Genomic DNA, 26,824 nt, shown 5'->3' on the forward strand with positions numbered 1-26,824 from the left:
GGCCATTCCGGAATCGCACCATACATCCAAAACCGCCAGCCGGACAAAAGTTCCGAGAAGACCGCGATAGGCTCTTGCCGAAGCCTGCGGCCTCGCTCATCCATGGTGCGTGGAAATGTGGGATCCGTGATGACCGACGCCAGCCTTCACCTCGTCGAAGCGACGATCGACCAACTGCGCCGCGCGCTCGATGACGGCACCGTCACCAGCGTCGAACTGGTCGGGGCGTATCTCAGGCGCATCGCGCATTTCGACCGGCACGGCATCAGCCTCAATGCCGTCCCGGTGCTCAACCCTGACATGTTGGAGCAGGCGGCGGCCTCCGACCAGCGGCGCCGCAACGGCGCCGTGCTCGGACCGCTCGACGGCATCCCCTACACCGCCAAGGACAGCTACAAGGTTGCAGGCCTGACGGTGGCCGCCGGCTCGCCGGCCTTCGAGCATCTCATTGCCAATGAGGATGCCTTCACCATAGCCCGGCTGCGCGCCGGCGGTGCGGTGCTGATCGGGCTGACCAACATGCCGCCAATGGCCAATGGCGGCATGCAGCGCGGCGTCTATGGCCGCGCCGAAAGTCCGTACAATGGCGATTATCTCACCGCCGCCTTCGCATCGGGTTCGTCCAATGGCTCCGGCACGGCGACAGCGGCCAGCTTCTGCGCCTTCGGGCTTGGCGAGGAAACCTGGTCGTCCGGCCGCGCGCCGGCCACCAACAATGCGCTGGTCGCCTACACGCCGTCGCGCGGCGTCATTTCTGTGCGCGGCAACTGGCCCCTGGTGCCGACCATGGATGTCGTCGTGCCGCATGCGCGCAGCGTGCCCGACATGCTCGAACTGCTCGATGTGATCGTCGCCGACGATCCCGAGACACGAGGCGATTTCTGGCGCGCGCAGCCCTGGGTCAAGCTGCCGAAAAGCTCCGATGTGCGGCCGCCCCGTTATACCGATCTCGCACTGGCGGGGTCGTTGAAAGGCAAGCGCCTGGGCGTGCCCAGAATGTATATCGGCCGCGACAGCGAGGCCGATGCGCCGATCGAAACCCGCGCCTCGGTGCTTGCCCTGTGGGAGCAGGCAGCGGCCGATCTCAAGCGGCTTGGCGCCGAGGTGATCGAGGTCGATTTTCCCGTCGTCTCCAACTACGAGCGCGACCGCCCCGGGGCGCGCACCATGGTCGAGCGCGGGCTGGTGCCGCAGGACTTCGCCGAGCGCGAACTCTGGGATCTCAGCATCTGGGGCTGGGACGACTTTTTGCGCGCCAATGCCGACCCGGCCGTGCCCGATCTCGTCTCCGTCGACGGCCCAAAGATCTTCCCGCAGCCGCCCGGCACGCTGCCCGACCGCTATGAGGGCGGCTTCGATCTGAGAGAATATGTGGAACGGGCCCGGTCCGGCGTCACGCCGTTCGCAGACATTCCAACGCTGGAAGACGGACTGAAGGGCCTCGAAGCAACAAGGCGGATCGATTTCGAGGTCTGGCTGGACGGCCAAGACATCGACGCCGTGGTGCTGCCCGCCGCCGCCGATGTCGGACCGGCCGATGCAGACATCGACGAGGCATCCGCCGCCCTTGCCTGGCGCAATGGCACCTGGGTCGCCAACGGCAATCTGGTCTGGCGCCATTTCGGCATCCCGACCGTCACCGTGCCGATGGGAACCATGGCCGATATCGGCATGCCGGTCGGCCTGACCTTCGCCGGTAAGGCCTATGACGACGAAAGGCTGCTGCGCATGGCCGGCGACTACGAACTGTCGACCCGGCGCCGCACCCTGCCCCCACGCACGCCGGAACTGACTGAAGATGTATTTTCCCGCCGGCCCACGCAAACCGGTAACGGCAAGGCACCTCCGCTCGTCATCGCGCTTGCCGCCGAGACGCGCACGACCGGCGATCAGGACGAGATCACCATCACCCTCGACCTGCCGATCGACGCCGAGGCGGAACACGCCAGCGTCAAGGTGCATGTCAACGGCGAGCCTGTCGCCATGCAGCGAAGCGGAGCGCGCTGCTGTGGACAGGCATTGGTTCCGGCCGCAGAGCACCAGCGGTTCCACAGCGTCTGGCGTGGCTCGTATGGCTCGATCGTGACGGCTATTGTGCGGCTGGAGGATGGGCGCAGCGCCGGCGCCTATCTGGTTACGGGCGGGATTGGATGAACGCCAGCAGCTAGGAAGGCAGCGAAGTCAGCCATTCTTCCCAAAATTCCTGCTGCATATGGACGAAAACCGGAACCACGTCGACGCCATCATCAAATATGTCGACCAGATCGCTCTCTTGCGGAAATTGCCCCGTCTTCACCTTGCAGGCTATCAATCCGCGACTTTTCTCCATCACGGTATTTTCCGGATAAACATTGGCGCTTGCTCCGTAACAGAAGGGTAGCAGGCCATCGACTTCGAGTGCCTGACGGATTTGGAACAGAGCCTCGAAAAAGTCTTCCTCTTCTGCCTCGATCACCTTGTCCCGATAACTGCATTTCAGATTGCAGGCAGCGCCGTTCACGTGCAGCGTGAACACGGCTTGCTCGTCGTCACCAACGGAACCTGCTCCGATCAGAAAAACAGTACGCTGATGGTCCATCTCATCCCCCTCGCCATGTGACGGGATGGTAGTACGACAACGGCCGCTTTCCAGCATGGCAGGGATTGGGACGCGGCCGCACTCCCTGCCGTCGTCATCCGCTGGCCGGGCGTCCCGCCGCAAAGGCAAGGTCCCGCCGAATGACATCCCGCTTGTCTTGCGACAGACCGGCAAGCAGCTTTTCATCGAGGCAGCCTGCTCGGATGAGATGAGTGAAGACATAAAGGAGCTGCGAATAGCGGTAGTCGAACGTCCGATCGATATCCCGCCGCTGTTCACGCAAATAGGCTTCCAGCTCCCACATCTGGGAGGGAACCGTCACCGCACTGGCCTTGCTCTTGAATTCGGCCATCGTCTTTGCGAGGGCCGCCTCAAGAGCCTTATCGAAGGCGTGGCGGGCGAGCTTCTTTTCGGAAGCGGACCAACTGGAATCGTTCATTGGATATCTCCGTAGATTTCCTGTGAATTCCATCAGATTTTCACGAACTTCGCCTGCTTCTACCCCCGCGCCGCCCAAAGCAAACCCCGCTCCACCATCAGCGCCATTTCCGGCACCGCGAACTCATCCGCCGTGTGACCAAGGGAACTGTAGAAAACCTTCCCCGCCCCATAGCGCCGTTTCCAGACGACCGGCATGACGACGCCGCCTATCCCCGGAAAATGCGCGTCGGTGAAGGTGGTGGTCGCCAGCACCTCATTGCTTGGGTCGACATGCATGTAATATTGCTCCGACCGGTAGGCGAAATCGCTGATGCCTTTTGTGATCGGATCGTCCGGCCGGGTGATCGCGACAGTGTAGTCGATGATGTTGCCGGGATGCGCCACCCATTGGCCGCCGGTCATGAACTGATAGTCAGGCTCATTGCGGAAACTGTCGCCCATCGTGCCGTGGAAACCGCCGAGCCCGCTTCCCCCGCGAACCGCAAGCGTCAGGTTCTGCAACTCGGCCTTTTCGATCGTCGACATCGTGATGACAGGCACGATGAGATCGAAGGAAGCAAGCTCCGGACCGGCGAACATCGCCGTGCCCTCACCCAGCGTGACGTCGAAGCCGTTTCGCTCAAGCAAGGTGCGAACGAGCTTCGCGCTCTGCTCCGGCGTATGGCCCTCCCAGCCGCCCCAGGCGATCAAGGCCTTCTTTGGCATTGTGTACCTCCCTGGAAAACTCGGCCCTGATCGATCCGGCGTCAGCGCCAGCCCAGCGCTGGAGCGACATGGGTCAGGATCGCCTCGATGACATGCGCGTTGTAGTCGACGCCGAGCTGGTTCGGAACGGTGAGCAACAGCGTATCCGCCTCGGCGATCGCCTCGTCCTGCGCCAATTCCTTGATCAGCACATCCGGCTCGGCCGCGTAGCTGCGCCCGAAAATCGCCTTGGTGTTCTCCTCGATGAAGCCGATCTGGTCGCGGCTCTCATTGCCGCGGCCGAAATAGGCGCGGTCGCGATCGTCGACCAGCGCGAAGATGCTGCGGCTGACCGAGACGCGCGGCTCGCGCTTGTGGCCGGCTGCCTTCCAGGCCTCGCGATAGATGCGGATCTGCTCGGCCTGCTGGATGTGGAACGGCTTGCCACTCTCGTCGAATTTGAGCGTCGAGCTCTGCAGGTTCATGCCGAGCTTGGCTGCCCATTCCGACGTGGCGTTGGTAGCCGCACCCCACCAGATCCGCTCGCGCAAACCCTCCGAATGCGGCTCGAGGCGCAAGAGGCCGGGCGGGTTGGGGAACATTGGCCGTGGATTGGGCTGGGCGAACCCCTCGCCGCGCAGCGTCTCGAGGAAGACCTCGGCGTGGTGCCTTGCCATGTCGGCGTCGCTCTGCCCTTCCGGCGGCGCGTAGCCAAAATGGCGCCAGCCATCGATCACCTGCTCGGGCGAGCCACGGCTGATGCCGAGTTGCAGGCGCCCGCCGGCGATGATGTCGGCGGCACCGGCATCCTCGGCCATGTAGAGCGGGTTCTCGTAGCGCATGTCGATGACCGCGGTGCCGATCTCGATGCGGCTGGTCCTGGCGCCGACCGCCGCCAGCAGCGGGAACGGCGACGCGAGCTGGCGGGCGAAGTGATGCACGCGAAAATACGCGCCGTCCGCGCCCAGCTGCTCGGCGGCGACAGCCAGCTCTATGGATTGCAAAAGCGCGTCCGAAGCCGAGCGCACTTGCGATTGCGACGAGGGCGTCCAGTGCCCGAACGACAGGAACCCGATTTTCTTCATAATCATGCGATATAAGGATGCGCGTCAGGCTTCAATGCAAAAGAGATTTTTTGGCGCCCGGATCAAGGCTCATGCATCGCTATTCTCGAAGGCGCCAATGCCTTGTGCGATCAGGTTGGTCGCCATCACCAGCGAGACGATTGCCCCGGAATTGAAGACGACGACCCACCATTTTCCGCCGGTCAGGAAGCCATAGCCGTCGGCGACGGCCAGTCCCCAGTCGGCCGATGGCGGCTGAATGCCGAGGCCGAGAAAGCTCAGCGTCGCGATCGAGAAGAACGCGTAGCCCAGCCTTGTGACGAGTTCGATGAGGATCGTTTCCCTGATGTTGGGCAGGATCTCCAGGAACATGATGGCGAGCGGGCCTTCACCGCCAAGCCGCGCGGCGCTGACATAGTCGCGCTGCTTCTGCTCACGCACGGCGGCGCGAACGGTGCGCGCCACCAGCGGCGCGTAGGCGATGCCGATCACCAGGATGACGGTCAGGTTCGACGGGCCGATCGCCACCAGCGTCATGGTGACGAGAACGATGAACGGAAACGCCATCAGCGTATCGAGCAGCCGCGCGCCGATGGCATCAGTGAGGCCCTCGAAATAGCCGAGCACCAGGCCGATAATGCTGCCGGCGGCAACCCCGGCCAGCGTCGCCAGCGGCGCAACCAGCAGGATGTCGCGCGAACCGACGATGATGCGGGACAGCACATCGCGGCCGAGCTGATCGGTCCCGAACCAGTGCAGCGCATCGGGCGGCGTCAGCGTCGCCAGGAAATCCTCGGCATAGGGATCGTAGGGAACGAAGAGGTTGCCTGCTATGGCGCAAGCGACCCAGAACAAAAGCAGCAGCAATCCGACCACGACCGACGGCGGCAATCCGGCGAAAGCACTGCGAATCCGGCGCACTGCCGAAAAGCCCGCCACGGCGCGCTGCAGTGCGGGAAACTCGGCCAGATCCGTCATGGCGAGGTCCGGCGGCGTTGCCGCGGATCGAGCAGCGCCAGCAAGAGGTCGCCGGCCGCCGCCGACAGCACGAAGATGGCCGCCATCACCAATACGCCTGCCTCCAGCATCGGGAAATCACGGGCCTTGGCCGCGTTCAGGACCAGATTGCCAAGTCCCTGGATGCCGAACAACGCCTCGATCACCACCAGCCCACCCAGCATGTATCCGGTCTGCGTCGCCAGCACCGCGACGGTCGGCGTCAGCGCATTGCGCAGCACGTGCCGAAAGATGATCTCGCGCCGCTCGAGCCCTTTCAGGACGGCGGTGCGCGTGTAATCGGCGGCGATCGCCTCGATCACGCCTGCTCGCGTCATCCGGGCGATATAGCCGGAAAGGTTCAGCACCAGCGGCAGCGCCGGCAGGATCAGATAATAGCCATGCGTCCAGAAGCCCGCGCCATCGGGCGCAACTCCGGAGATCGGGAACCAGTTCAGCCACAGGCCGAAAACGATGAGCAGCATCAGGCCGGAAACGAAATCAGGCACAATGCCGAAGGAGACGCCCGCCATCACGATCAGCCGGTCGATGAGGCGGCCCGCATTGAGACCGGCGATGACGCCGGCACCAACGCCAAGCGGAACGAGGAAGAGCAAAATAATCCCGGCAAGCGCCGCGGAGCGCTTGAGGCTTTCCAGCACGAAGGGCGCCACCGGCCCGCGCATCGACAGCGAGGTGCCGAAGTCACCGGTGACCGCTTTGCTGAACCAGAGCCAATACTGGACGAGAACCGGCTGGTCGGCGCCTAGCCGCTTGTTCAGTTCCGCCACCGCTTGCGCGTCGGCAAAAGGCCCGAGCATGACACGGCCCACATCGCCGGGCAGGACCTGCCCGGCGAAGAACACCAGAATGCTGACCAGCCACAGCGTGAGGACAAGTGTGCCCACACGCGCTGACAGAATGCGACCGGTCAGCATGTCGCGATCATGCCTGGACGAAGGAAACGCGGTCGAGCAGGAGATGCGAAATTGCGGTGAAGCGCACGCCCTCGACCTTGGAGCTGACGATGCGGCTGTATTGCGAGAAGTAGCTGATGATCGCCGGCGTCTCGTCGAGCAGCAAGGTCTGGATCTTGCGGGCAACAAGGCGCTGTGCCTGCAGGTCGCGCGCCTTCGAGTAGTCAAGCAGCAGCGCGTCATAGGCCGGGTTGTTGAAATGTGCCGCATTCCAAGCTCCCGAACTCTTTAGCGTGGCGTTGAGGAAGATGTCGGGCGTGCCGCGGTGGCCATAGTCGGTGATGCCGAGCACCGAATCCAGCCATGGCGAACTGCCAAACGTCGCCGAGCCGTAATAGGCGTCCTGCGGCAGGACATTGAGCTTGACGTCGATGCCGGCCTTCTTGGCGAAGTTCTGGATGATGACCGCATAGTCGGGAATGTCATAGGCGCGTTCGGTGGTCAGCGTCACCTCGAAGCCGTTGGGCACGCCCGCCTCGCCAAGCAGCCGCTTGGCCTCGGCAATGTCCTGCTTGCGCTGCGGCACCGATGGATCGGCCGAGGGGAAGATCGGCGCGAACGGCGTGTCGTTGCCGACGATGGCGCGGCCCTTGAGCAGGCCCTTGACCACAGCCTCTCGGTCGATCGTGAGCGCCAGCGCGCGGCGGATGCGCTTGTCGGTAAACGGCGCCTGGTCGGTCCTGAGATGCACCTGGTCGTGCGAGCTCGCCTGCACGCTCAGCAGCTTGAAGTTGGGATTGCCCTCGATCGCCAGCTCCAGCCGCGTCGTGCTTGGGATCACGTCGAGCTGGCCGGCCTGCAAAGCCAGCACCTGTGCCTGCTCGTCGTCGAAGAACTTGATCTCGATCCGGTCGGGCAGCGCCTTGTCGCCCCAGTAATTCTCATTGCGCACGAAGCTGGCGCCTTGCTTGGGGCGGAAGGATTCGAGCTTGAACGGACCGGTGCCGTTGAAAGTCTTCTCGAAATCACCGGCATAGTCGGCAGGCAGGATGACGGCATTGTAGACGTCGGAGGAGACATAGAACGGGAAGTTGCTGTTCGGACCGTCGAGATCGAAGGCGACGGTTTCGTCGTCGACCAGCTTGGCGCCGCCCTTGGACAGGATGCCCTTGTAGGCGGACAACGCCGACGAGCCGCTGGCCGGATCGACCAGCCGCTCGAAGCTCGCCACAACGTCTTTGGCGGTGACCGCGCGGCCATCGTGGAATTTTACCCCTTGCCGCAATTTGAAGGTCCAGCGGCTGGCCGTCTCGTTGGCCTCCCAGGACAGAGCCAGCTTCGGCTGCAGACCATCCTTCGGATCGTCGAGGATCAGATACTCGCCGACCTGGCTGATCACCCCGATGCTGGCCGGATCGGTGACCGAAACCGGATCGATCGCCTTGGTCGGCTGGCCGAGCCCGACGCGAACCGTGCCGCCGCCGGCAGCCGCGGCGCGCGCGCCTCCCAATCCCTGCGAGGCGGCAAAGCCGGTCAGGCCGAGCAGTGCGGCATATCTGAGGAGATCGCGGCGCTTGAGAAAGCCGCCCTGATGTTCGTCGACGGCGACATTCCAGATGTCCCCCGACAGATTGCGAACTGCGTCGATATCTCTGCGTCTGGTCATTTTGAAACCCCTGCTTTGAAATGAAGATTGAAAATCTATGCGACGGGCTCGCCGTCGAGATGGATGCGTTCGACGGCCTGCGGATAGAAGGCGATGAGGCCCTTGATCTTCGGCATTTCCTCAATGGGATCCCGGTAGCTCCAGGCGATATCAGGGCGCACCGAACCGTCGCTCAGCAGGCCGGACCAGTAAGAGGCGATGCCCTTGTAGGGACATCGCGTCGTGGTGACGGACGCTGTCAGCCGCTCCAGCCGGATGTCTTCCGCGGGCAGATAAAAACGCGTCGGCAGATGCGTCTCGAACAGCAGCACCGGGCGGTGGCTGTCGGCGATCGGCTCGCCGTCGAACCAGATCTGCAAATGGCTCGAGCTTTGCAGAACATCGATGCGTGCATAGGGATCGCGGGCGTGGACGAAGACTTCCTCTTCCTCCTCGAACCACTGGTCGACGGCCTTCCAGGTGAATGCAATGCGGCCGGCCAGCGGCGCCAGGTTTTCATCCGGCGGCGACACGAACGACCACGCCGCGTTGGCGCTGCGCCTGTCGCCCCCGTCGATATCCCAATAGGCGGTCTCGCCACCGACCGGATGCGGCTCGCGATGCAGCGAAGGTTTCAGCACCGATGGGTCGACCGCTGACGGCGGGAAGAAATAGATCGGCAGGAAATGGTTGGAGCGCAGCACCAGCACGTTGCGGCTGTCGGCGATGGTGCGGCCGCCGAATTTGACGCGCACACGCTTGGGGCTGTGCAGGACATTGACGAGCTGCGGCGCGGTCGCTTCGCGTGGCTGCAATCTTGGTGCGACGGTCATGATCGTTCTTCCGGTCAGGACACGGCACGCGCATTGTCGCGCTGCTCGGCGAAGCGGTTGGCGGGCCGCGCCAGGCCGAAACGGTCGCGCAGCGTTCCCGGCCCGTATTCGGTCGGGAAGACGCCGCGCCGCTGCAGCTCCGGCACCACCTGTTCGGCAAAATTCACCCAGTCTTCTGGCAGCAGCGGGAACATCAGGTTGAAGCCGTCAGCGGCACCCGAAACGAACCAGTCCTGCAACTGGTCCGCGATCTGTACCGGCGTGCCGGCAACCGTCGGCACCGAACCGCTGTTGGCGAGCTTGCGCGCGATCTCGCGCAGGCTGAGATTCTGCTTCGCCCACTGCTTGACCCGGTTGAGCGATGTGCGCCCGCCATTGAACGTGCTTTCGTCCGGCAGCGGCGGCAGCGGCCCGTCCGGCGGGAACAGCGACAGGTCCAACCCGCTCCAGCTCGACAGAAGGTCGATGCCGACCTGATCCGGCAGCAAGGTCTGCAGGTATTCCTGCTTTTCCCGGCCTTCCGCTTCGGAGGCGGCGACGATCGGCAGGATGCCGGGCAGGATCTTGAAGCTCTCCGGCCGCCTGCCGTGGCGGGCCAGCCGCTCGTTGATGTCCTGACGGTATTTGATGCCATCCTCCTTGGTGCTGTAGATGGCGAAGTGCGCATCGGCCTGGGCGGTGGCGAAGTTCTTGCCATCTTCGGACGAACCGGCCTGGACGATCAGCGGATGGCCCTGCGGCGGCCGCGAGACGTTGAGCGGCCCACGCACCTTGAAGTGCTTGCCCTTGTGATCGATGGGATGGACCTTGTCGGGGTCGGCGAAATAGCCAGACGCCTTGTCGATCAGCAGCGCCTCGTCTTCCCAGCTGTCCCACAGCGCCTTGACGACATCGAGGAATTCGGCCGCGCGCTCATAGCGGAACGCATGTTCGATATTGCCGTCGCGGCCGAAATTGCGCGCCTCCTCATCCATGGCCGAGGTGACGACGTTCCACGACGCCCTGCCCTTGCTGATATGGTCAAGCGAGGCGAAAATGCGCGCCACATTGTAGGGCTCGCTATAAGAACTCGACGCGGTGGTGATCAGGCCGATATGCTTGGTCACTCCCGCCAGCGCCGAGAGCAGCGTCAGTGGTTCAAGGCGGGCATTGGCGTAATGGGAGACGCCGCTCTTGACCGAATCCCAGATCGATACATGGTCGGCGACGAAGATGGTGTCGATCCTGGCACGCTCGGCCGCCTGCACGAGATCGCGGTAGAATTCGAAATCCAGCACCTCCCGCCCCGGCGCCCTCGGGTGGCGCCACGACATCCGATGATCGCCCTGCGGGTTGAAGAAGAATGCGCTGAGGATCATGTGGTCTCGAGCCATGCCGGGCCTCCTTCCAGATCTGCTCCGGAGACCGTCGCGCTGCCTCGGCAGACGGCGACAATCTCTGCTGATGCGAGAAAGGTAGATTGCGCTCCGGCTTAATTCGAGTAATTTTATAGAGATAATGCATTTCGAAAGCGGAAGCGATTGCCCTCGATGGCGGCGCTGGAAGAAAGTGGTTTCAAGTCCCCATGTCCTCCCCGGTTCTGAACGTAGACCAGCTGTCCGTGGCCTATGACGGGCGCAAGGGATCGCATCCCGCCGTCAGCGGCGTGTCACTGCACATCGGCGAAGGCGAAGCGCTCGGCCTGGTTGGCGAGTCGGGATCGGGCAAAAGCTCGGTGGCGCTCGCCATATTGCGCTATCTGCCGAAAAACGCCCGCATCGCTGCGTCGGCGCTGGAATTCCAGGGCCGCGAAATCCGCGACCTTTCCGCCGAGCAGCTGCGCCGGCTCAGGGGAAATCATATCGCCGCCGTCTACCAGCATCCCGGTGCTGCCCTCAATCCAAGCATGACGATCGGCCGCCAGATCACCGAGACGGTCATGCGGCATCGCCCGGTTCGCCTCGAAGAGGCGCGCGGGCGCGCCGCCGAACTGCTCGGCCGCGTCCGGGTCAGCCATCCGGAGCGGGTGCTGGATCTCTATCCGCACGAACTCTCCGGCGGCATGCAGCAGCGCGCCAACATCGCCATTGCCATTGCGCTCGACCCATCGCTGCTGGTGCTGGATGAGCCGACGACGGCGCTCGACGCCAGCGTCCAGTCCGAGATCATCGCCATCCTCTCCGACTTACGCAAGGATCACAAAACCAGCATCCTGCTGATCAGCCACGACATCAATATGATCCGCCGCTCCTGCGACCGGGTGGCGGTGATGCAGGCGGGAACCGTGGTCGAAAGCGGCGTTGCGAGCGATGTCTTCGACAACCCCTCTCACGCCTACACCAAGGCGCTCATCGCCTCGATCCCGGCGCTCAACTACACCAAGCGGGACGGAAGACTGGCGGAGACGGACGGCGTGCCAGCGCACCCAATAGTCCAAGGCGAAGACGCCGGCCTGCCAAAAGAACGCCGCATCGCGATCGCCTGCAAAGGCATCAGTCATGCCTTCGGCAGCCAGCCAGTGCTGCACCACGTCGATCTCGACATCGGCCAGGGCGAGACCTTCGGGCTGATCGGCGAGTCCGGTTCTGGCAAGTCGACCCTGGCACGGATCGTCACCGGCCTGCAGACGCCAAGCGCCGGATCGGTCGAACTGTTCGGCAGGACGGTCGCGCCGCGCGTCGAGAAGAGAAACCTTGCTGAACGCCGCGACGTGCAGATGGTCTTCCAGTCGCCGGATCGCACGCTCAATCCGCGCCAGCGGATCGGCACGATCCTCGGCCGCCCGCTGCGCAGGCTCGCCGGCCTGCGCCGCAGCGAGGTGAGAGCCCGCGTCGGCGACCTGCTGCAATCGGTTCGCCTTGCCGGCGCCACGGCCGAGCAGAAATCGCGTTCGCTGTCCGGCGGCCAGCGGCAGCGGGCGGCAATCGCGCGCGCCTTCGCCGGCGTGCCGAAGGTCGTCGTGCTCGATGAACCGACCTCCGCGCTCGACGTCTCCGTCCAGGCGACCGTTCTCAACCTGCTCAACGACCTGCAGCGCGACAAGGACACGACCTATCTGTTCATCAGCCACGACCTCAGGGTGGTGCGCTACATGGCCGACAGGATCGGCGTGCTCTATCGCGGACGCCTGGTCGAAACCGGCTCCTCCGACCGGATTTTTCGCGGCCCCAACCACCCCTATACGGCCCTGCTTTTGGCTGCGTCCTCCGACGAAGCTGCGCCGAGACTATCCGCTCCAATCGAGATCGAGGCAGCCGGCGTCCCGAATACGGGGTGCTCCTTCGCCGACCGCTGCCCGCTGGTCCTGCCCGACTGCCGAAAGGCGGAGCCGCCGGCCCGAGAGGTCGCGGCCGGCCACCGGATCGCCTGCTGGCGGCACGGCCAGGGTTTTTGAGCGGCTCAACAGCAGTCCGAAGGTCCGCCGCGGCGGGGTTTTTGCGGCAAGCAGATGGTCGATGTACGAACCTCTCTGACGGCTGCCGCCAAGTTCACGCGGCTATGCCGGGGTTGGGAGCTTCCTCGCATACAATTACATTCGTTTATGCTAATATATTTCAGCCATGCACATTCGTTCATGGCGAACATGTGGGAGGATGCGATGAAAACCATGAATCGCAGGTCTGCAATTGCTCTCGGTGTGACGGCTGCCGCGATAACGCCTCTGTTCACCCTGGCGGCATCAGCGAAGAAATACGGCCCGAAGGAAGGCAAGGAGATTGCGCCCGGTGTCAGGGTGGTTGAGGTCAGCACCGGCAACTCCGACATTCCCGCCTACAAGAGCATCGCAATTGTCGACGTGGTGTTTCAGCCCGGCGCACACGCGCCTCAGATGGTGATGGACAACGATATGGTCTGCACCATTGCTTCAGGTGCGTTCACGATCAAGAAGGCCGACAAGGAATTCAAGCTCAAGACGGGTGACATGTACACCTGCGCCAAAGGCAAGACCGACGAGGCGACAAATACAAGCAAGGAGGTCGGCGTGCATCGGATCGCCGTCCTGATACCTGCCTAGCAAACCGGATTCCGGCCGGATGGAAGGTCGCATGCCGTCCGGCCGGCGCTTGCGTACAGCCGGGCGCTGGCCTCGTCCGGCCAACGCCCTTCGGCAAGATCGGCAGGATTCCGCCGCTGGTGCCAGCCGGGTCACAGCCGCATGTTCGCTTTCCTTCAGGCACAGTGCGATGCCGGCATTGGCTCTTGAATGGCCAAGCCAGACCCGCGTAACATAGCGCCAAGTCAACCGCTCACATTGAGTCTGCTTTATTAGTCCGGGCTAACGTCCGGATTGGTTTGGATATTTTCCTTGAACACGCAAGCAACCAGCAGCGCGCCGGAGCGCGGCAAATCGTTTGCTCACGTCGCGGAAGCGTCCTGGGGCAAGGGCCTCAGCACCTTGCTTCGCATCGTGCGCATGACACTGCGCCATCCCTGGCAGGTCGCCATCACCATCGTCTCGACCTTCATTGCCGCGACGCTGCAGCTTTTCATTCCACGCCTGCTGGGACGCGCCATCGACCAGGCGCAAGGTGTGATGGCCGCGGGTGCCGGCGCTGCGGCGGAACAGGCGCTGTGGAACACGGCGCTGACGCTGCTCGTCGTCTCGATCCTGCGCGGCCTCTTCACCATGGCGCAGAACTACTATGGCGAGGCCGTCGGTCATCGCACCGGCTATGAACTGCGGCTGGCCTTCTACGAGAAGATCCAGCGCCTGAGCTTCGCCTACCACGACAGGGTCCACACCGGCGATTTGATCACGCTCGGCCTGCTCGATCTCGACGGCGTGCGCATGTTCTTCTCCACCGGCATTTTGCGTGTGGTGCTGCTCGGCGTGCTGATCGGCGTCGGCGCCTATCTCCTGATCAGCACCGATCTCATGCTCGGGCTGCTCAGCCTGAGTTTCGTGCCGTTCGTTGCCTGGCGGTCCTCGGTCACCCAGCTGGCGTTGCGCAGCACCTGGTTGACTTTGCAGGAGCGGCTGTCTGTGCTGAGCCGGGTGATGGATGAGAACCTCGGCGGCATCCGCGTCGTGCGGGCCTTTGCGGCACAGCGGCATGAGCTGGAAAAATTCGACCGCGCCAAGCTGTCGGCGCTGGAGCTTGCCAATCAGCGCGTCGACATCCGCGTTTCGAACACCAGCGCCATGAATTTTTCCTTCCTCGCCGCCATGGGGCTGGTGCTCTGGTTCGGCGGCCAGAAGGTGATCGCGGGTCAGATCAGCGTCGGCACGCTGGCCCAGTTCCTCACCTTCATGACCATCCTGCAGATGCCGGTGCGTCAGCTCGGGCTGATGGTCAATTCCTTCGCCCGCGCCTCGACCTGCGGCACCCGCCTGTTCGAACTGCTCGACGCCGAACTCGACATCGAGGACGCGCCCGGCGCCAGGGATCTCGTCGTCAGCGACGGCGTGCTGCGCTTCGACAATGTCGGCTTTCGCTATGAGGGCGCGGGCGGCCGGTCGACACTGTCCGGCATCTCCTTCGAGGCCCGGTCCGGCGAGACCATCGGCATTGTCGGCCCACCGGGCAGCGGCAAGTCGACCATCGCGCATCTGATCCCGCGTTTCTACGACGTCACTTCGGGTTCGATCACCATCGACGGCCAGGACATCCGCAAGGTGACGCTGCAATCGCTGCGCAAGGCGGTCGGCGTCGTGCAGCAGGACGCGTTCTTGTTCACCACCTCGATCGAGAACAACATCGCCTACGGCAATCCCTGGGCGCGCGAGACCCGCATCGGGCAAGCCGCCGAGTACGCGCAGCTGCACAACTACATCATGGGCCTCCCAGCCGGTTACACCACGGTCGTCGGCGAGCGCGGCGCCTCGCTTTCCGGCGGCCAGCGGCAGCGCCTGACCATTGCGCGCAGCCTGATGCTGCAGCCATCGGTGCTGGTCTTCGACGATTCAACCGCGGCCATCGACGCCGGCACCGAGCAGCGGATCCGGGCGGCCATGAAGCGCTTCGCCAGGGATCGCGTGACGCTCATCATCTCGCACCGGCTGAGTTCGCTGATGCATGCCGACCAGATCCTGTTCGTCGAGGGCGGCCGGATCGTCGAGCGCGGCACGCATGAGGAGTTGCTGGCGCTCGGTGGACGCTACCGCGCGCTCCATGACCTGCAGTTGCGGCCGGACGATGAGCGGCCCGTGGCGGGAGCCGCGTGATGCAGACACCGGCCGACGACGAGGAGGAAGACACCAGCGGGCCACCGACAAAGGCGGTCGTGGGCTCGCACCGCGACGACGAAGAGGTCTTCGGCAAAGCTTATGACCCGCGCATCGTGCGGCGTATCTGGAGCTTCGTGAGGCCGTATCAGAACCGGATTTTCATCTCAGTCGCCGCGGTGCTGGTGTTCACGCTGACGCAACTGGCGATCCCGCTGGTCATCCGCTACGCCATCGACCACGGCATGACGGCTGGCAAGCTCGACCAATCGGTGATGATCGCCGCGATCAGCGCTTTCGCCGTGATCATCCTGATCAACTATGCTGCCAGCTATGTGCAGGAAAGCGTCGTCGGCAAGGTGGCCGAAAAACGTGCTGTCGGACCTGCGCCGCGCCATGTTCAGCCATCTGCAACGGGTCTCGCTGAGCTTCATGGACAAGACCGAGGTCGGGCGGCTGATGTCGCGCCTGCAGGGCGACGTCAATTCGATGCAGGAATTCCTCGAAACATCGGTGATGTCGGTAGGCGACATCGTGCTGTTGTTCGGCATTGTCAGCGTGCTTTTGTGGCTCGATTTCCGGCTTGGCCTGCTGACGCTGTCGACCATGCCGGTGCTGTTCATCGTGCGCCTTTTCTGGCTGCCGCGCGCCAAGGTCGCCTTCATGGCCGCGCACGAAACCAACTCGATCGCCAACGGCGCACTGGCCGAAGGCATCCATGGCGTGCGCACGGTGCAGAGCCTCGAGCGCCAGCACGTCAATTTCGACCTCTACGACGAAAAGGTGCTGGCCAACCTCAATGCCCATTTGAGGTCGGCGAAATACGCGCAGGTGATGGTGCCGATCGTCGACACGCTGACCGGCATCGCCATGGCAACTGTCATCGTCGTCGGCGGGTCGATGGTGCTCTCGCACAGCCTCGACATCGGTGTCATGGTGGCGTTCCTGTTCTACATCCAGCGCTTCTTCGACCCGATCCGCTCGCTGACCATGCAATACAGCGTCATGCAGCGCGCCATGGCTTCGGGCCAGCGCATCTCCGAAGTGCTCGACGTGCCGGTCGATGTCAGCGACAGGCAAGGCGCTATCGCGTTGTCGCGCGATATGGACGGCTCGGTCGAGTTCAGGAACGTCACTTTCGGTTATAGGCCGAACCAGCCGGTGCTGAAGAACATCTCCTTTCGCGTCAATCCGGGCGAGACCGTGGCCCTGGTCGGCCCGACCGGATCGGGCAAGTCGAGCTCGATGGCGCTGGTGCACCGCTTCTACGATGTCTGGTCGGGTGAGGTTCTGGTCGGCGGCCATGATGTGCGTGACCTCACCCAGGATTCGCTCGGCGATCAGGTCGCGATGGTGCTGCAGGAGCCGTTCCTGTTTTCCGGCTCGGTGCTGGAAAACATCCGCTACCACAAGACATCAGCCAGCCGCGAGGAGGTGGTCCGCGCCGCACAAGCCGTCGGCGCGCACGATTTCATCGAGAACCTGCCAGATGGCTACGATACCGAACTCGAGCAGCGCGGCGGCAATCTCTCGCTGGGCCAGCGCCAGCTGATCAGCTTTGCGCGCGCGCTGGTGGCGGATGCAAAGATCCTGGTGCTCGACGAAGCCACGGCCAGCATCGATTCCTACACCGAGATGCTGATCCAGAAGGCGCTGATCACGCTGCTGGAAGGCCGCACCGGGCTGGTCATCGCCCACCGTCTGGCCACTGTCCGCGGCGCCGACCGCATCATCGTGCTGCAGAACGGCGAGATCGTCGAAAGCGGCAACCACGAACAGCTGATGGCAAGAAAAGGCCTCTACGCCCGCCTCTACAACATGAACTACGCCTCGTTCGACGATATTTCCGAAGGCGAGCTGGAACTGGACGCGGCAGTCGGCAAGGCGACGTGATTGGGCCTGCAAACGACCGCAGGCGCCTAGGCCATTTCCGGGCGTTTTGAACCCTCGCGGATGGCCTTGTGCACGCCGCGTTGCAGATCCATGAATGCAGGGCTTTCCATCACCTCTTCGCGGCGCGGGCGCTCGATATCCACGTTGAATGTCTGCGTGATACGTCCCGGGCCGATGCCCATGACGACGATGCGGTCCGACAGATAGACGGCCTCCTCCACATCATGGGTGACAAACAGGACGGTCAACCTGTGTTCCTCCCAGATCTGGGTCAGCAGTTCCTGCATCTGATGCCGGGTCAAGGCATCGAGCGCGCCGAAGGGCTCGTCCATCAACAGCATCTTGGGCCGGTAGGAAAGCGCGCGCGCAATGGCGACGCGTTGTTTCATGCCGCCCGAGAGTTCGGCTGGATAGCGGTCCGCACTACCAGACAGCTTGACGAGTTCGAGATGCTCCAGCGCGATCCTGCGGCAGGTCGGGCGATCGTAACCAGCGGCCTTGAGCGCAAACTCGATGTTCTGCCGCGCCGTCAGCCAGGGAAGCAGCGTGTAGGACTGAAAGACGACGCCACGGTCGAGACCAGGCTGCAGGATCGGCGCGCCATCGATGCTGAGATCGCCCGCGTCGAAGTCCTGCAGTCCGGCCACGATCGACAGCAGCGTGCTCTTGCCGCAGCCCGACGTGCCGACCAGGGAGACGAACTCGTTGTCGGCAAGATCGAGGTTGATATCGCGCAGTACTTCCGTGCGCCGCTCGCCCGTGCCGAAGCTCTTGTGGAGACCGGCGATCCGCAATTTGGGGCTCATCGGCTGGACCTCATTGCGAGCGGCCCTCTTGCTTGAACAGCACCTTTTCCAGCGCCTTCATCACCTGGTCGGTGATGAGGCCGAGCAGGCCGAGCAGCAGGATGTAGCCGATGATCGTGTTGGTCTGGAAATAGCGCTGGGACACGGTGATGCGATAGCCCAGCCCCGAAGTCGCGGCGACGAGTTCGGCCAGCACCAGCCAGGTCCATGCCCAGCCCAGGCTGATGCGCAGCGTATCCCAGATGCCCGGCAAGGCACTGGGCACGACGATGCGCGTCAGGATCTTGCGATCCGGCAAGCCGAGCGTGCGCCCAAGGCCGATGAAATCGGCGGGAACCCGTTTCACATTGTCCATGATCATCAGCACCTGCTGGAAGAACGTGCCGATGAAGATAATCAGGAATTTCTGCGAATCACCGGTGCCGGCCCACAGGATGGAGAGCGGCACGAAAGCGACGACCGGCATGTAGCGGATGAAATCCACCAGCGGCTCGATGGCCGCTTCCCAGGAACGGAAACTGCCGATCAGCACGCCGATCGGTATCGACAGGGCCGAGGCGATGAGGAAGCCGATGGAGATACGGTACATCGAGGCTTTGAGGTCCAGCCACAACGTGCCGTCGGCCGCGAGCTTGGCGATCTGCATAGCGACGCTGCCCGGCGATGGCAGGAAGATCGGCTTTACCAACCCCAGTCCGGTCGCCGCCCACCAGGCAAGGCCGAGCCCGACGAACACGGCCACCGCGATCACCAGGAAGCGCGACCTGGCGATGGGCACGCCGATGCCGGAGGATCGGCGACGCCTCGCCTGTTTCGTGGGACGAGCCGGATCCGTTTGAGCGGGACGCTCCCCGGGCATCTGCGTCACCACCGCGATCCGGCCTTGGTCATTCCGCCGCCTTGACGAATGACGGGTCGATCATCTGCTCCGGCGTCACATCGGCCTGCAGCAGCTTGGCGTTCTTGGCGGCGGCTTCGACATCGGCGAAGGTCTTGGTGGTGAAATCACCGGTCAGCGCCGCCTTGTTTTCGGCGAGTGAGTAGTAGCGCACGCCGTCAAAGGCGGTGTTGAGGTCCTTGACGTCCGAACCGACAGCCTTGGCGATGATGGCGCGCCCACCGGGCGTATCGGCATTGTAGTCCTTGAGCGCTGCGTCCCAGCTCTTGATCATGGCCAGCACTTGGCCGGGCCGCGATTTGATCACCTCGTCACGCACCACCAGCACGTCGCTGATCAGGCCGGGATCCTCGCCGGCGGTGAACAGCAGCTTGAGGTCCTTGTTCTGCGCCATGGCGACGGTGAGGTACGGTTCATAGGTCACCGCGACCGGCACCTGGCCGGCGATCAAGGCGCTGCCGGCGTCGGACGCAGGCATCGGAACCGGTTTCACATCGTCGATCGACATGCCGTTCCTGGTGAGCGCGTATTTGAGCAGGATGTCGCTCGTCGTGCCTTCCTCGAAGGCCACCTCCTTGCCCTTGAGGTCCGCGATGGAGGTGACGTCCTTGCCAGCGATGATCGCGTCGGCGGTCACGGAGACGTCGAGCAGCAGCACGATCTTCACCGGCAGGCCGGCCGCAACCATGCCCATCGCCGTGTGGGTGGCGATGTTGGCGGCGTCGAGCTGGCCGCTTGCAAGTGCTGCATTGATGTCCTTGTCCTCGGCGAAGTTGACGATCTGGACGTCGCTCAGCCCGTTTGTCTTGAACAGGCCCTTGGCCTCGGCGACATGCCACTGGCCATAGCCGAGCCAGGGCTCGATGCCGATCTTGAACGCTCCTGCCTCGGGCGTGGTGGGAATGGCCGCATCGGCCGCGTAGGCCGCCGGGGCGGCGGCGAGCCCGATGGCGGCGGCCATCACGAGCGCGCGAAATTGTCCTGTTAGGTTACGCATCATCCTTGTTCCCCTTGATGATCGGACCGCTTTTTCTGACTGAGGTAGCCGGTCCGGTGAGACTGCGGGTTTCTGCTCTTGCGGCACTGTGCCTCGGCGTCTTACCTGCCACTTCATGGTGAAGTGCGCGGATATTTCAGCGTCAGCGGGAGCGGATGTCAAGACTAAAATACATACATGCATATACAAGTTGGAAAGACTCAATTTTTACGCTCTCCGGGATCAATCCGGTCTAGAAAATCGGTCACCCGATCGGTTCCGGCAACAGGTTCGCTGCCGACCATGACCGCCACCGAAAAGGCAATAAGGGAAGAAACCGGCGTGTGGCTGCGTGCGCCGGCGCGCAGGTTCATGACCAGCGTCGGCGACAGGAAGAGACCGGCCCGGAGCACCGCGCGCCAATCGGCCGGCAGCATGCCGCGCCGTTTGAGCTCAAGCAGCAATGGCCGCCACAGCGCTGTGGCCTTGACCTCCAGCAGGTCGCGGCGGATCGGGCTCAGGTCCCAGTCCGTGTCGACATGGAGCAGGTTTCCGTCCAGCCGCGCATGGGCGCGAAAAGCCTCGGTCGCGGTCGCCGGATCATAGAGCCAGAACGGGTGGGCGAAGATGTTGTGGAACGTCGCCTTCACCTCCGCCAGCAGCGTCGGGATATGCGAGCCGGCAAAGGCAGGATCGAAGAAGGACAGCTCCGCCCTCCCCGCCTTCGCCGTGTACCAGACATTGGCGTTGTGGGCGTCACCATGCGCGACCACGCCGCCTGCATCGGCAATCCGGTCCGGCCGCAAGCGCACTGCGGCGGCATCGAAAAGCTCACCGACGCTGTCGGTGTACTGCTCGCCATTGATGACGAATTTCAGCCGGGAAAACCGATCCCAATCCAGCTCGGCACCGGGAAAGACGAACGGCTTGCCGACATAGAAATCGGCCAGCCGGCCGCCTGGCGACAAGCGTGTCTCGGCATCGATCAGCCGCTCATGAAACAGCCTGTGGATCGGTTCCGCCGCCACCTCCTCGACGGTTACCGGATGCAGCGTTTCGAGATAGACCTTGAGCAGCCTGGCCGACAGGTCGCGCTCGGCAAGAACGGCTTCTCTCCGTTTGCCGGCATCGTCCTGCGCATCCAGCGCGAACAGCACATCCGAAAACCTCGGATCCGTGCGCCGCCGATAGACAAGGATCTGCTCGCCCGGTTGGGCCGACATATGCACGGGTTGATCAACCGGCAGGCCGGCGCGCGACAGAATCTCGGCGCGGTAATACTCGCCCGTCATCGCCTCTTCCCGCTCCTCCTGATGGAACTTGAAGAAGTAGGCCTTGCCGTCGTCCTCGAAGAAGCCGTTCAACGAATTGAGGCTGTATTTATCGAAGTTGATGCGGACATTGCGGGGGCGCATCGCGAACAGGTCGCCCAGCAATGCCGCCAGCGCGCTTTGTGCTTCGGCAACATCATGCTGCGCGAGTGCCCGGATCCGCGCCGTGCGGCTCGGTGCCGGCGTCATCTGTCGCTCTTGCATTCGACCTGCTTCCGTCAGCTGCTTTTTGAAGGGGAATAGCGGCTGCCGAGCGAGTAGCGGCTGCCGAGCGAGTAGCGGCTGCCGGCATAAGTCAGCTTGCTGATCGTCGCCACCACCGCGCCCGTCCATGTCCGGCGGTGCAGGAAAAGGCAGCAGGCGCCGACATCGATGCCCAGATGCCGCGCCGTCTCGGCATCCGCCGGGACGGCGGAAATGATATGCTCGACCTCGGTCACCGGGGTTTTCTGCATGAGGTAGTCATAGGTCGCCGTCTTCGAAAAATCCTGCTTGTCATAGTCGGGGATAAGGCTCGGATTGACGAAGCGCTCTTCGAGCTGCACCGGCAGATCGTTCTCGAAATTGACGACGACGGAATGATAGATCGAGACGCGCTTTGGAAATTCGAACGACAGCGCCAGCTCTTTTGTCGGCATGATGGTTTCGAGGACGAGGACTTCGGAACGATGTCTGTTGCCGCGCTCGACGATCTCGGCTGCGATGTTGTTGATCTCGATCAGCGTCGACTGTGGCCTAGGCGGCGCGATGAAGGTCCCCACACCTTGCAGGCGGATCAGAAACCCGGCCGAGGTCAATTCTCTGAGCGCCCGGTGAACCGTCATCCGCGAGACGCCGAGTGAAGCGACCAACTCATTCTCGGACGGCAGCTTGCGATCTTTGCCCCACCGGCCCGTTCCGATGTTTGCCAGGATGTAGTCCTTCACCTTCTCGTAAAGAGGGCTGGCGGTGTCGGGCAAAGTGATCATTTCAAAAGTCCTTTCCGGCGATTCATCGGAAATCACGACTCGACAGGTTGCCGCATGCGGATGATTGTTTTCAAGCCGTCGCTGCGCCCCGCCAACAGCCGCTCATAGGCAGCCGGAATGTCATCCAGGCCGATCTCCTGGTCGATCAGCGCCAGCAGCGGTTCGCTCAATTCACCCAGCATCCGCACGGCCTCGGGCAGTTCGTCGGCAAAGGCATGGCATCCCAGCAACCCGATTTCGCGTTCGACCAGCGTATTGGGATCAATGTCGAGGCGGCCGTGGAAGATGCCGACCATGGCGATCGTACCGCCGGGATCGAGAACGCCGAGCAGCTGATTGAGCGCCGCGACGCTGCCGGTCGCCTCGATGGCCGCGAGCAGCGGGGCATTGGCAGTTGCGGCGGCAACGGCGTCCCGGCTCAGATCGACGATCCGGGCACCCGTCACCCGCGCCACCCGGGCACAGCGGCTCTGGTTGCGGTCGGCGATCAGCACGGTGCCGGCGAAGGTCCGCGACAACAGCAGGGCGGCAAGACCGCCGATCGGCCCGCAACCGACGACCAGCACGGAGCCTGTCGTTTTCGGCAGGCGCCGCACCGCGTGCAGCGCCACCGCCAGCGGCTCGGCCATTGCCGCGACCCGCTCGTCGAGCCCGGCATCGATGATATGCAAAAGCCGTGCGGGCAGCACCGCCTGTTCGGCAAAACCGCCGTCGCAGACCTCTCCGACGAAGCCCAGTGACGCGCAGAGATGATGCCTGCCGGCTTGGCATTGCGCGCAGTCTCCGCACCAGAAGCGGGAATCGGCGACAACCCTGTCACCGATAGCGAAGGCGTCGACGCCCTCGCCGGTGGCGGTCACCGTGCCGGTCAGCTCATGGCCGGCCGTCGAAGGCGACCGGCTTATCCACTGTCCCGTGCGGAAATTATGCAGGTCCGAACCGCAGATGCCGGCGGCATCGACCCTGAGCTTCACCCAGCCTGCATCCGGCGCGCCCGGCGTCGCGATGTCCTCGACGCGCAGATCGCCGGGCCCGTAAAGTCGTGCCGCCTTCATCTCGATCGGTTCCGCTCAGCCGGCAAGATAGCGGTCGCGGATCTCCGAGACCGCGTTCTCATGCGAGCTGAAGCCCTCGTAGCGGGCGAGCCTGCGGGCGTGCAGAGCGAGTTCCGGATAGGCCACCGAGGTGACATAGCCGACCGACGAGCGCTTGACGAAATCCGTCACCGAAAGCGGCCCGTAGGTCCGCGCCCAACGGCTGGTCGGCAGCACCGCATTGGGTCCAAGCACGAAATTGGCCAGCGTCACCGGCGTGTGCGGCCCCATCAGGATTTCAGCCGCCTCCGTGATGCGCCCGAGATGCGCGAACGGCTCCTTCGACAGGATCTCGAGATGTTCGGGCGCATAGTCGTTGATGAAGCGGTAGCTGTCCTCCAGCGACGTCGTCAGCACGATGCCGCCGCGCTTGCCGGTCAGCACCGCGCGTGAAAACTCGACACGCTGCTCGGTCATCCGCGACCAATGCTCCGGGATTGCAGCCAATGCGGCTTCGGCGACCTTGCGGCTGTGCGTCACCAGATAGGCCGAGGAATCCGGCCCGTGCTCGGCTTCGATCAACAGGTCGAGCGCGGCAAGCCCGCCGTCGACGCTGTCATCGGCAAAGATGATCGCTTCGGACGGCCCGGCCGGAAGGCCTGTGTTGATGACCGACGACAGCACGCTCTTGGCCGCCACCACCCAGGGGCTGCCGGGGCCGACGATCTTGAGCGCGGGCTTCACCGTCTCCGTGCCGTAGGCGACGGCAGCAACTGCCTGAGCGCCGCCGCATTTGTAGACGGTTCCGACGCCGGCGAGGCGTGCGGCGACCAACGTTGCCGCGTCCACCGAACCATCCGATGTCGGCGGCGTCACGATGGCGATTTGCGGCACGCCGGCAATCACCGCCGGCACCGACGTCATCATCGTCACCGACGGAAAGGCGCCCTTGCCGCGCGGCACGTAGAGCGCAACGGAAGCGATCGGCGTGTACCGGTCGCCGGCATAGGCGCCCGGCCGGACTTCCTTGAGCCACATCGTTTCCGGCTTCTGCTCCTCATGGAAATGCCTGATGTTGTCGATGCCGAACTGGATGCTCTCGACGACGTCCTTTTCCACCTTGTCGAACGCCGCGTCGAACTCGGCTTCCGACACCTGCAGCTCGCCCTCGGCGACATTGGCCTTGTCGAGTTCCCTGGCGAAGCGGATCAAGGCGGCGTCGCCTTCGTCCTTGACGGCCTGGATGATCGGCCGGACCTTCTCGACGAAGACCGTCAGATCGGCCTCGGCGCGCTTCAGCAAACTGGCGCGCTGGTCGGCATCGATGGATGACAAATCGTGGAAGCTGATGTCGGACATGGCTGCTCGTTCTCCTGGAACTCTTGGAACGCAATGACGGCTGGCGCAGGCCGGCCATATGCTGCGGGCCGACAGGTCGACCCTGAACAAGGATCAAAGCCGTCGAGACGCTTCACTCGGGCAAAAGTATATACATGTCTATGTGACGGTCGCCAGCGATTTTTCCATCATCCTTCCCGTCGAAACTACCGAGACAAACCTGCCTCATCAGATCGAGGCGAGAAAGCCGCCATCGACCGGAATGGACTGGCCGGTTATGTAGGCCGCCGCATCCGAAGCGAGGAACACGGCGATGCCATGCAGGTCGGAGAGATCACCGAAACGCCGCTGCGGAATCTTGGCCAGCATGGAGTGCTGCCATGCCTCGTTGTTGTAAAAAACGTCCGTCATCGCCGTCCTGAAATAGCCCGGCGCGATGGCGTTGACCCTTATGCCAAGCTCCGCCCACTCGGCCGCAAGCGCCCGCGTCATGCCGAGCAGGCCGGACTTCGACGAGCCATACGGCACCGCGGTTGGGATTCCGACTTCCGACGTCAGCGAGCACAGGTTGATGATGGTGCCGGGACGGCCGGCGTCGCGCATCTGCCGCGCGGCGGCCTGGGCGCAGAAGAACGCTCCCTTCAGATTCGTGTCGACGATCCTGTCCCACAGCGCCTCGTCGACATCGAGCGAGGGCCGCACCTCCTCCATCCCGGCATTGTTGACGAGAATGTCGAGACCACCAAGCAGGCTGGCAGCCTCGTTGGTGGCTGCGCGGCAGCGGCCGACATCGGTGACGTCGAGAGCGACGGCATGCGCCACCCCACCGGCCGCGCGGATGGCGACCGTCGTGTGCTCCAGCGCGGCCAGGCTGCGCGCCGTGACCGCGACGTCGGCGCCGGCAGCGCTCAGCGCTTCGGCGATGCTGCGCCCGATGCCACGGCTGGCGCCGGTGACAAGCGCCTTCCTGCCGGAGAGATCGAAGAGAGAAGCGTTGCGCATGTGATCCTCCTGGTCGGTTGTCGGTTTCCGCTTCGGCGTAGAGACTATCAGGTCAGCTTACATATACAAGCATATACAAAGCATTTCAGCTGCGGTACGGATGACGAAATCCACCGCAGAGGAGCCAGCCCGTGTCGAAAGCCTCGGATATGGTCCGCACCGAAGTCAACCGCCTGTCGCCCTACAATTCCGGACTGACCATTGACGAGGTGCGGAAACGATACGCACCGGCCAGAATCGCCAAACTGGGCTCGAACGAAAACCCGCTCGGGCCCAGCCCGACCCTCGCCGCGACGATGCATGCCGGCTCCGAGATGTTCCGCCTCTATCCGGATCCTGCCGGGCGCAAGCTGCGCCAGGCGATCGGCGACAAATATGCCGTCGCCGAGGACCAGATTATCCTCGGCAACGGTTCCGAAGATCTTCTCTCCGTCATCAGCCGCGCGGTGTTGCGGCCGGGCGACGCCGTCGTCACGCTCTATCCGTCGTTTCCGCTGCATGAGGACTACACGACGTTGATGGGCGCTACCGTCAAGCGCGTTGTCGTCAACGACGATCTGACCATCAATGTCGATGCGCTGGTCGAGGCGGTGCGCGAACGGCCGCGCATGCTGCTGTTCTCGAACCCGATGAACCCGGTCGGCAGCTGGCTCTCCGGCGGCGATCTGTCGAGGGTTCTGGATGCGACGAGCGACGAGACGCTGATCGTCATCGACGAAGCCTATGCCGAATATGCCAAGGGCGACGACTATGCGTCATCCCTGCCCTATCTGGGAAAGCTCGACCGGCCCTGGATCGTGCTTCGGACCTTTTCCAAGGCGTTCGGCCTGGCCGGATTGCGGATCGGCTTCGGCATCGTCGGCGACCCGGAGCTGCGCGCGCTGCTGGACCGCGTCCGCACGCCTTTCAACGCCAACGGCATGGCCCAGGCCGCAGCATTCGCGGCGCTGGCCGATGACGAACACCTCGCCAGGGTCGTAGCTCTGGCCAGGGCGGAGAGAAAACGCGTCGAGACTTTCCTGGCGAGCAAGGGCCTCGACGTCGCCGCCTCCAGAGGCAATTTCCTGTTCTTCAACTGCCGGCAGGATGCCTCCGTCTTCGTCGAAGGCCTGCTGCGGCAAGGGGTCATCGTCAAACCGTGGAAGCAGCAGGGCTTTGACACCTATGTGCGTGTCAGCATCGGCTCGACTTCGGAAAACGACCACTTCATGGCCGCTCTGTCGGCGCTGTTATGAATGCACGTCTGGGCGGATCGCTCCGCGCTTGGGAGCCGAT

22 protein-coding genes and 1 pseudogene are annotated in these 26,824 nt (G+C 63.6%); 6 read left to right on the plus strand and 17 right to left on the minus strand.

Annotated features, from left to right (window positions below; translation table 11 throughout):
- The first annotated feature begins 129 nt into the window (after positions 1-129).
- Positions 130-2,154, plus strand: coding sequence for an amidase (locus AC0L2D_RS04665; protein WP_473540470.1), 2,025 nt, complete (start codon positions 130-132; stop codon positions 2,152-2,154).
- A 10-nt stretch (positions 2,155-2,164) separates the two neighbouring features.
- Here AC0L2D_RS04665 and AC0L2D_RS04670 read toward each other — a convergent pair whose 3' ends face one another.
- From AC0L2D_RS04670 to AC0L2D_RS04710, 9 genes are all read right to left on the minus strand, one after another.
- On the minus strand, positions 2,165-2,578 hold the full coding sequence (locus AC0L2D_RS04670; RefSeq protein ID WP_063168681.1) for a hypothetical protein: 414 nt from the start codon (positions 2,576-2,578) through the stop codon (positions 2,165-2,167).
- A gap of 94 nt (positions 2,579-2,672) precedes the next feature.
- Positions 2,673-3,050 (minus strand): hypothetical protein, encoded by a 378-nt coding sequence (locus AC0L2D_RS04675; protein ID WP_245268615.1) that lies wholly within the window; start codon positions 3,048-3,050, stop codon positions 2,673-2,675.
- A gap of 26 nt (positions 3,051-3,076) precedes the next feature.
- Positions 3,077-3,724, minus strand: coding sequence for a ThuA domain-containing protein (locus tag AC0L2D_RS04680; protein WP_013530499.1), 648 nt, complete (start codon positions 3,722-3,724; stop codon positions 3,077-3,079).
- Between the two features lie 41 nt (positions 3,725-3,765).
- Complete coding sequence (locus AC0L2D_RS04685; protein WP_063168683.1) at positions 3,766-4,788, minus strand: LLM class flavin-dependent oxidoreductase; 1,023 nt, start codon at positions 4,786-4,788, stop codon at positions 3,766-3,768.
- 69 nt (positions 4,789-4,857) lie between these two features.
- Positions 4,858-5,745 carry an ABC transporter permease gene (locus AC0L2D_RS04690; RefSeq protein WP_013530497.1) on the minus strand — a complete coding sequence of 296 codons (888 nt, stop codon included), beginning with the start codon at positions 5,743-5,745 and terminating at the stop codon, positions 4,858-4,860.
- Positions 5,742-6,701 carry an ABC transporter permease gene (locus tag AC0L2D_RS04695; RefSeq protein WP_013530496.1) on the minus strand — a complete coding sequence of 320 codons (960 nt, stop codon included), beginning with the start codon at positions 6,699-6,701 and terminating at the stop codon, positions 5,742-5,744. The genes AC0L2D_RS04690 and AC0L2D_RS04695 overlap by 4 nt, the downstream gene beginning before the upstream one ends.
- Before the next feature lie 7 nt (positions 6,702-6,708).
- Positions 6,709-8,346: an ABC transporter substrate-binding protein gene (locus tag AC0L2D_RS04700; RefSeq protein ID WP_024503938.1), complete on the minus strand. Its 1,638-nt coding sequence runs from the start codon at positions 8,344-8,346 to the stop codon at positions 6,709-6,711.
- A gap of 35 nt (positions 8,347-8,381) precedes the next feature.
- On the minus strand, positions 8,382-9,158 hold the full coding sequence (locus tag AC0L2D_RS04705) for a DUF427 domain-containing protein (protein ID WP_473540471.1): 777 nt from the start codon (positions 9,156-9,158) through the stop codon (positions 8,382-8,384).
- A 14-nt stretch (positions 9,159-9,172) separates the two neighbouring features.
- On the minus strand, positions 9,173-10,531 hold the full coding sequence (locus AC0L2D_RS04710) for an LLM class flavin-dependent oxidoreductase (protein WP_473540472.1): 1,359 nt from the start codon (positions 10,529-10,531) through the stop codon (positions 9,173-9,175).
- Between the two features lie 191 nt (positions 10,532-10,722).
- Between AC0L2D_RS04710 and AC0L2D_RS04715 the strand changes: the two genes are divergently transcribed.
- The 4 genes and pseudogenes from AC0L2D_RS04715 to AC0L2D_RS04730 all read left to right on the plus strand — a co-directional run bounded on the left by AC0L2D_RS04715 (position 10,723) and on the right by AC0L2D_RS04730 (position 17,196).
- The gene (locus AC0L2D_RS04715; protein WP_473540473.1) at positions 10,723-12,531 is read left to right on the plus strand and encodes a dipeptide ABC transporter ATP-binding protein; all 1,809 of its coding nucleotides are present in this window, start codon (positions 10,723-10,725) and stop codon (positions 12,529-12,531) included.
- Positions 12,532-12,735: 204 nt separating this feature from the next.
- Entirely contained in the window at positions 12,736-13,152 is a 417-nt protein-coding gene (locus AC0L2D_RS04720) for a cupin domain-containing protein (protein ID WP_024503942.1), read from the plus strand.
- Positions 13,153-13,443: 291 nt separating this feature from the next.
- The gene (locus AC0L2D_RS04725; RefSeq protein WP_473540474.1) at positions 13,444-15,303 is read left to right on the plus strand and encodes an ABC transporter ATP-binding protein; all 1,860 of its coding nucleotides are present in this window, start codon (positions 13,444-13,446) and stop codon (positions 15,301-15,303) included.
- Positions 15,303-17,196, plus strand: a pseudogene (locus AC0L2D_RS04730) (ABC transporter ATP-binding protein). The gene AC0L2D_RS04725 and the pseudogene AC0L2D_RS04730 overlap by 1 nt, the downstream one beginning before the upstream one ends.
- Before the next feature lie 26 nt (positions 17,197-17,222).
- Here AC0L2D_RS04730 and AC0L2D_RS04735 read toward each other — a convergent pair.
- From AC0L2D_RS04735 to AC0L2D_RS04770, 8 genes are all read right to left on the minus strand, one after another.
- Positions 17,223-18,002, minus strand: a complete 780-nt coding sequence (locus AC0L2D_RS04735) for an ABC transporter ATP-binding protein (protein ID WP_473540475.1) — start codon at positions 18,000-18,002, stop codon at positions 17,223-17,225.
- Between the two features lie 10 nt (positions 18,003-18,012).
- Positions 18,013-18,861 (minus strand): ABC transporter permease, encoded by an 849-nt coding sequence (locus AC0L2D_RS04740; protein WP_013530487.1) that lies wholly within the window; start codon positions 18,859-18,861, stop codon positions 18,013-18,015.
- Between the two features lie 28 nt (positions 18,862-18,889).
- On the minus strand, positions 18,890-19,897 hold the full coding sequence (locus tag AC0L2D_RS04745) for an ABC transporter substrate-binding protein (protein ID WP_473540580.1): 1,008 nt from the start codon (positions 19,895-19,897) through the stop codon (positions 18,890-18,892).
- Positions 19,898-20,097: 200 nt separating this feature from the next.
- Positions 20,098-21,396: a hypothetical protein gene (locus AC0L2D_RS04750; protein WP_473540581.1), complete on the minus strand. Its 1,299-nt coding sequence runs from the start codon at positions 21,394-21,396 to the stop codon at positions 20,098-20,100.
- Positions 21,397-21,425: 29 nt separating this feature from the next.
- The gene (gene hutC / locus AC0L2D_RS04755; RefSeq protein WP_473540476.1) at positions 21,426-22,175 is read right to left on the minus strand and encodes a histidine utilization repressor; all 750 of its coding nucleotides are present in this window, start codon (positions 22,173-22,175) and stop codon (positions 21,426-21,428) included.
- Between the two features lie 32 nt (positions 22,176-22,207).
- Positions 22,208-23,230, minus strand: coding sequence for a zinc-dependent alcohol dehydrogenase (locus tag AC0L2D_RS04760; RefSeq protein WP_473540477.1), 1,023 nt, complete (start codon positions 23,228-23,230; stop codon positions 22,208-22,210).
- Positions 23,231-23,245: 15 nt separating this feature from the next.
- On the minus strand, positions 23,246-24,568 hold the full coding sequence (hisD, locus tag AC0L2D_RS04765; protein WP_473540478.1) for a histidinol dehydrogenase: 1,323 nt from the start codon (positions 24,566-24,568) through the stop codon (positions 23,246-23,248).
- A gap of 207 nt (positions 24,569-24,775) precedes the next feature.
- Positions 24,776-25,549 (minus strand): SDR family NAD(P)-dependent oxidoreductase, encoded by a 774-nt coding sequence (locus AC0L2D_RS04770; RefSeq protein ID WP_013530480.1) that lies wholly within the window; start codon positions 25,547-25,549, stop codon positions 24,776-24,778.
- A gap of 131 nt (positions 25,550-25,680) precedes the next feature.
- On the opposite strand from AC0L2D_RS04770, the gene AC0L2D_RS04775 reads away from it, so the two are divergent.
- Entirely contained in the window at positions 25,681-26,784 is a 1,104-nt protein-coding gene (locus AC0L2D_RS04775) for a histidinol-phosphate transaminase (protein WP_473540479.1), read from the plus strand.
- Positions 26,785-26,824: the final 40 nt, after the last annotated feature.

The sequence above is a fragment of the Mesorhizobium sp. WSM4833 genome (genome assembly GCF_055811095.1).

What these genes read in the sequence shown, in the direction of transcription:
- AC0L2D_RS04665 (WP_473540470.1), top strand. Translation starts at nt 130, where the DNA reads ATGACCGACGCCAGCCTTCACCTCGTCGAAGCGACGATCGACCAACTG.
- AC0L2D_RS04670 (WP_063168681.1), bottom strand. Translation starts at nt 2,578, where the DNA reads ATGGACCATCAGCGTACTGTTTTTCTGATCGGAGCAGGTTCCGTTGGT.
- AC0L2D_RS04675 (WP_245268615.1), bottom strand. Translation starts at nt 3,050, where the DNA reads ATGGAATTCACAGGAAATCTACGGAGATATCCAATGAACGATTCCAGT.
- AC0L2D_RS04680 (WP_013530499.1), bottom strand. Translation starts at nt 3,724, where the DNA reads ATGCCAAAGAAGGCCTTGATCGCCTGGGGCGGCTGGGAGGGCCATACG.
- AC0L2D_RS04685 (WP_063168683.1), bottom strand. Translation starts at nt 4,788, where the DNA reads ATGAAGAAAATCGGGTTCCTGTCGTTCGGGCACTGGACGCCCTCGTCG.
- AC0L2D_RS04690 (WP_013530497.1), bottom strand. Translation starts at nt 5,745, where the DNA reads ATGACGGATCTGGCCGAGTTTCCCGCACTGCAGCGCGCCGTGGCGGGC.
- AC0L2D_RS04695 (WP_013530496.1), bottom strand. Translation starts at nt 6,701, where the DNA reads ATGCTGACCGGTCGCATTCTGTCAGCGCGTGTGGGCACACTTGTCCTC.
- AC0L2D_RS04700 (WP_024503938.1), bottom strand. Translation starts at nt 8,346, where the DNA reads ATGACCAGACGCAGAGATATCGACGCAGTTCGCAATCTGTCGGGGGAC.
- AC0L2D_RS04705 (WP_473540471.1), bottom strand. Translation starts at nt 9,158, where the DNA reads ATGACCGTCGCACCAAGATTGCAGCCACGCGAAGCGACCGCGCCGCAG.
- AC0L2D_RS04710 (WP_473540472.1), bottom strand. Translation starts at nt 10,531, where the DNA reads ATGGCTCGAGACCACATGATCCTCAGCGCATTCTTCTTCAACCCGCAG.
- AC0L2D_RS04715 (WP_473540473.1), top strand. Translation starts at nt 10,723, where the DNA reads ATGTCCTCCCCGGTTCTGAACGTAGACCAGCTGTCCGTGGCCTATGAC.
- AC0L2D_RS04720 (WP_024503942.1), top strand. Translation starts at nt 12,736, where the DNA reads ATGAAAACCATGAATCGCAGGTCTGCAATTGCTCTCGGTGTGACGGCT.
- AC0L2D_RS04735 (WP_473540475.1), bottom strand. Translation starts at nt 18,002, where the DNA reads ATGAGCCCCAAATTGCGGATCGCCGGTCTCCACAAGAGCTTCGGCACG.
- AC0L2D_RS04740 (WP_013530487.1), bottom strand. Translation starts at nt 18,861, where the DNA reads ATGCCCGGGGAGCGTCCCGCTCAAACGGATCCGGCTCGTCCCACGAAA.
- AC0L2D_RS04745 (WP_473540580.1), bottom strand. Translation starts at nt 19,897, where the DNA reads ATGCGTAACCTAACAGGACAATTTCGCGCGCTCGTGATGGCCGCCGCC.
- AC0L2D_RS04750 (WP_473540581.1), bottom strand. Translation starts at nt 21,396, where the DNA reads ATGACGCCGGCACCGAGCCGCACGGCGCGGATCCGGGCACTCGCGCAG.
- hutC (WP_473540476.1), bottom strand. Translation starts at nt 22,175, where the DNA reads ATGATCACTTTGCCCGACACCGCCAGCCCTCTTTACGAGAAGGTGAAG.
- AC0L2D_RS04760 (WP_473540477.1), bottom strand. Translation starts at nt 23,230, where the DNA reads ATGAAGGCGGCACGACTTTACGGGCCCGGCGATCTGCGCGTCGAGGAC.
- hisD (WP_473540478.1), bottom strand. Translation starts at nt 24,568, where the DNA reads ATGTCCGACATCAGCTTCCACGATTTGTCATCCATCGATGCCGACCAG.
- AC0L2D_RS04770 (WP_013530480.1), bottom strand. Translation starts at nt 25,549, where the DNA reads ATGCGCAACGCTTCTCTCTTCGATCTCTCCGGCAGGAAGGCGCTTGTC.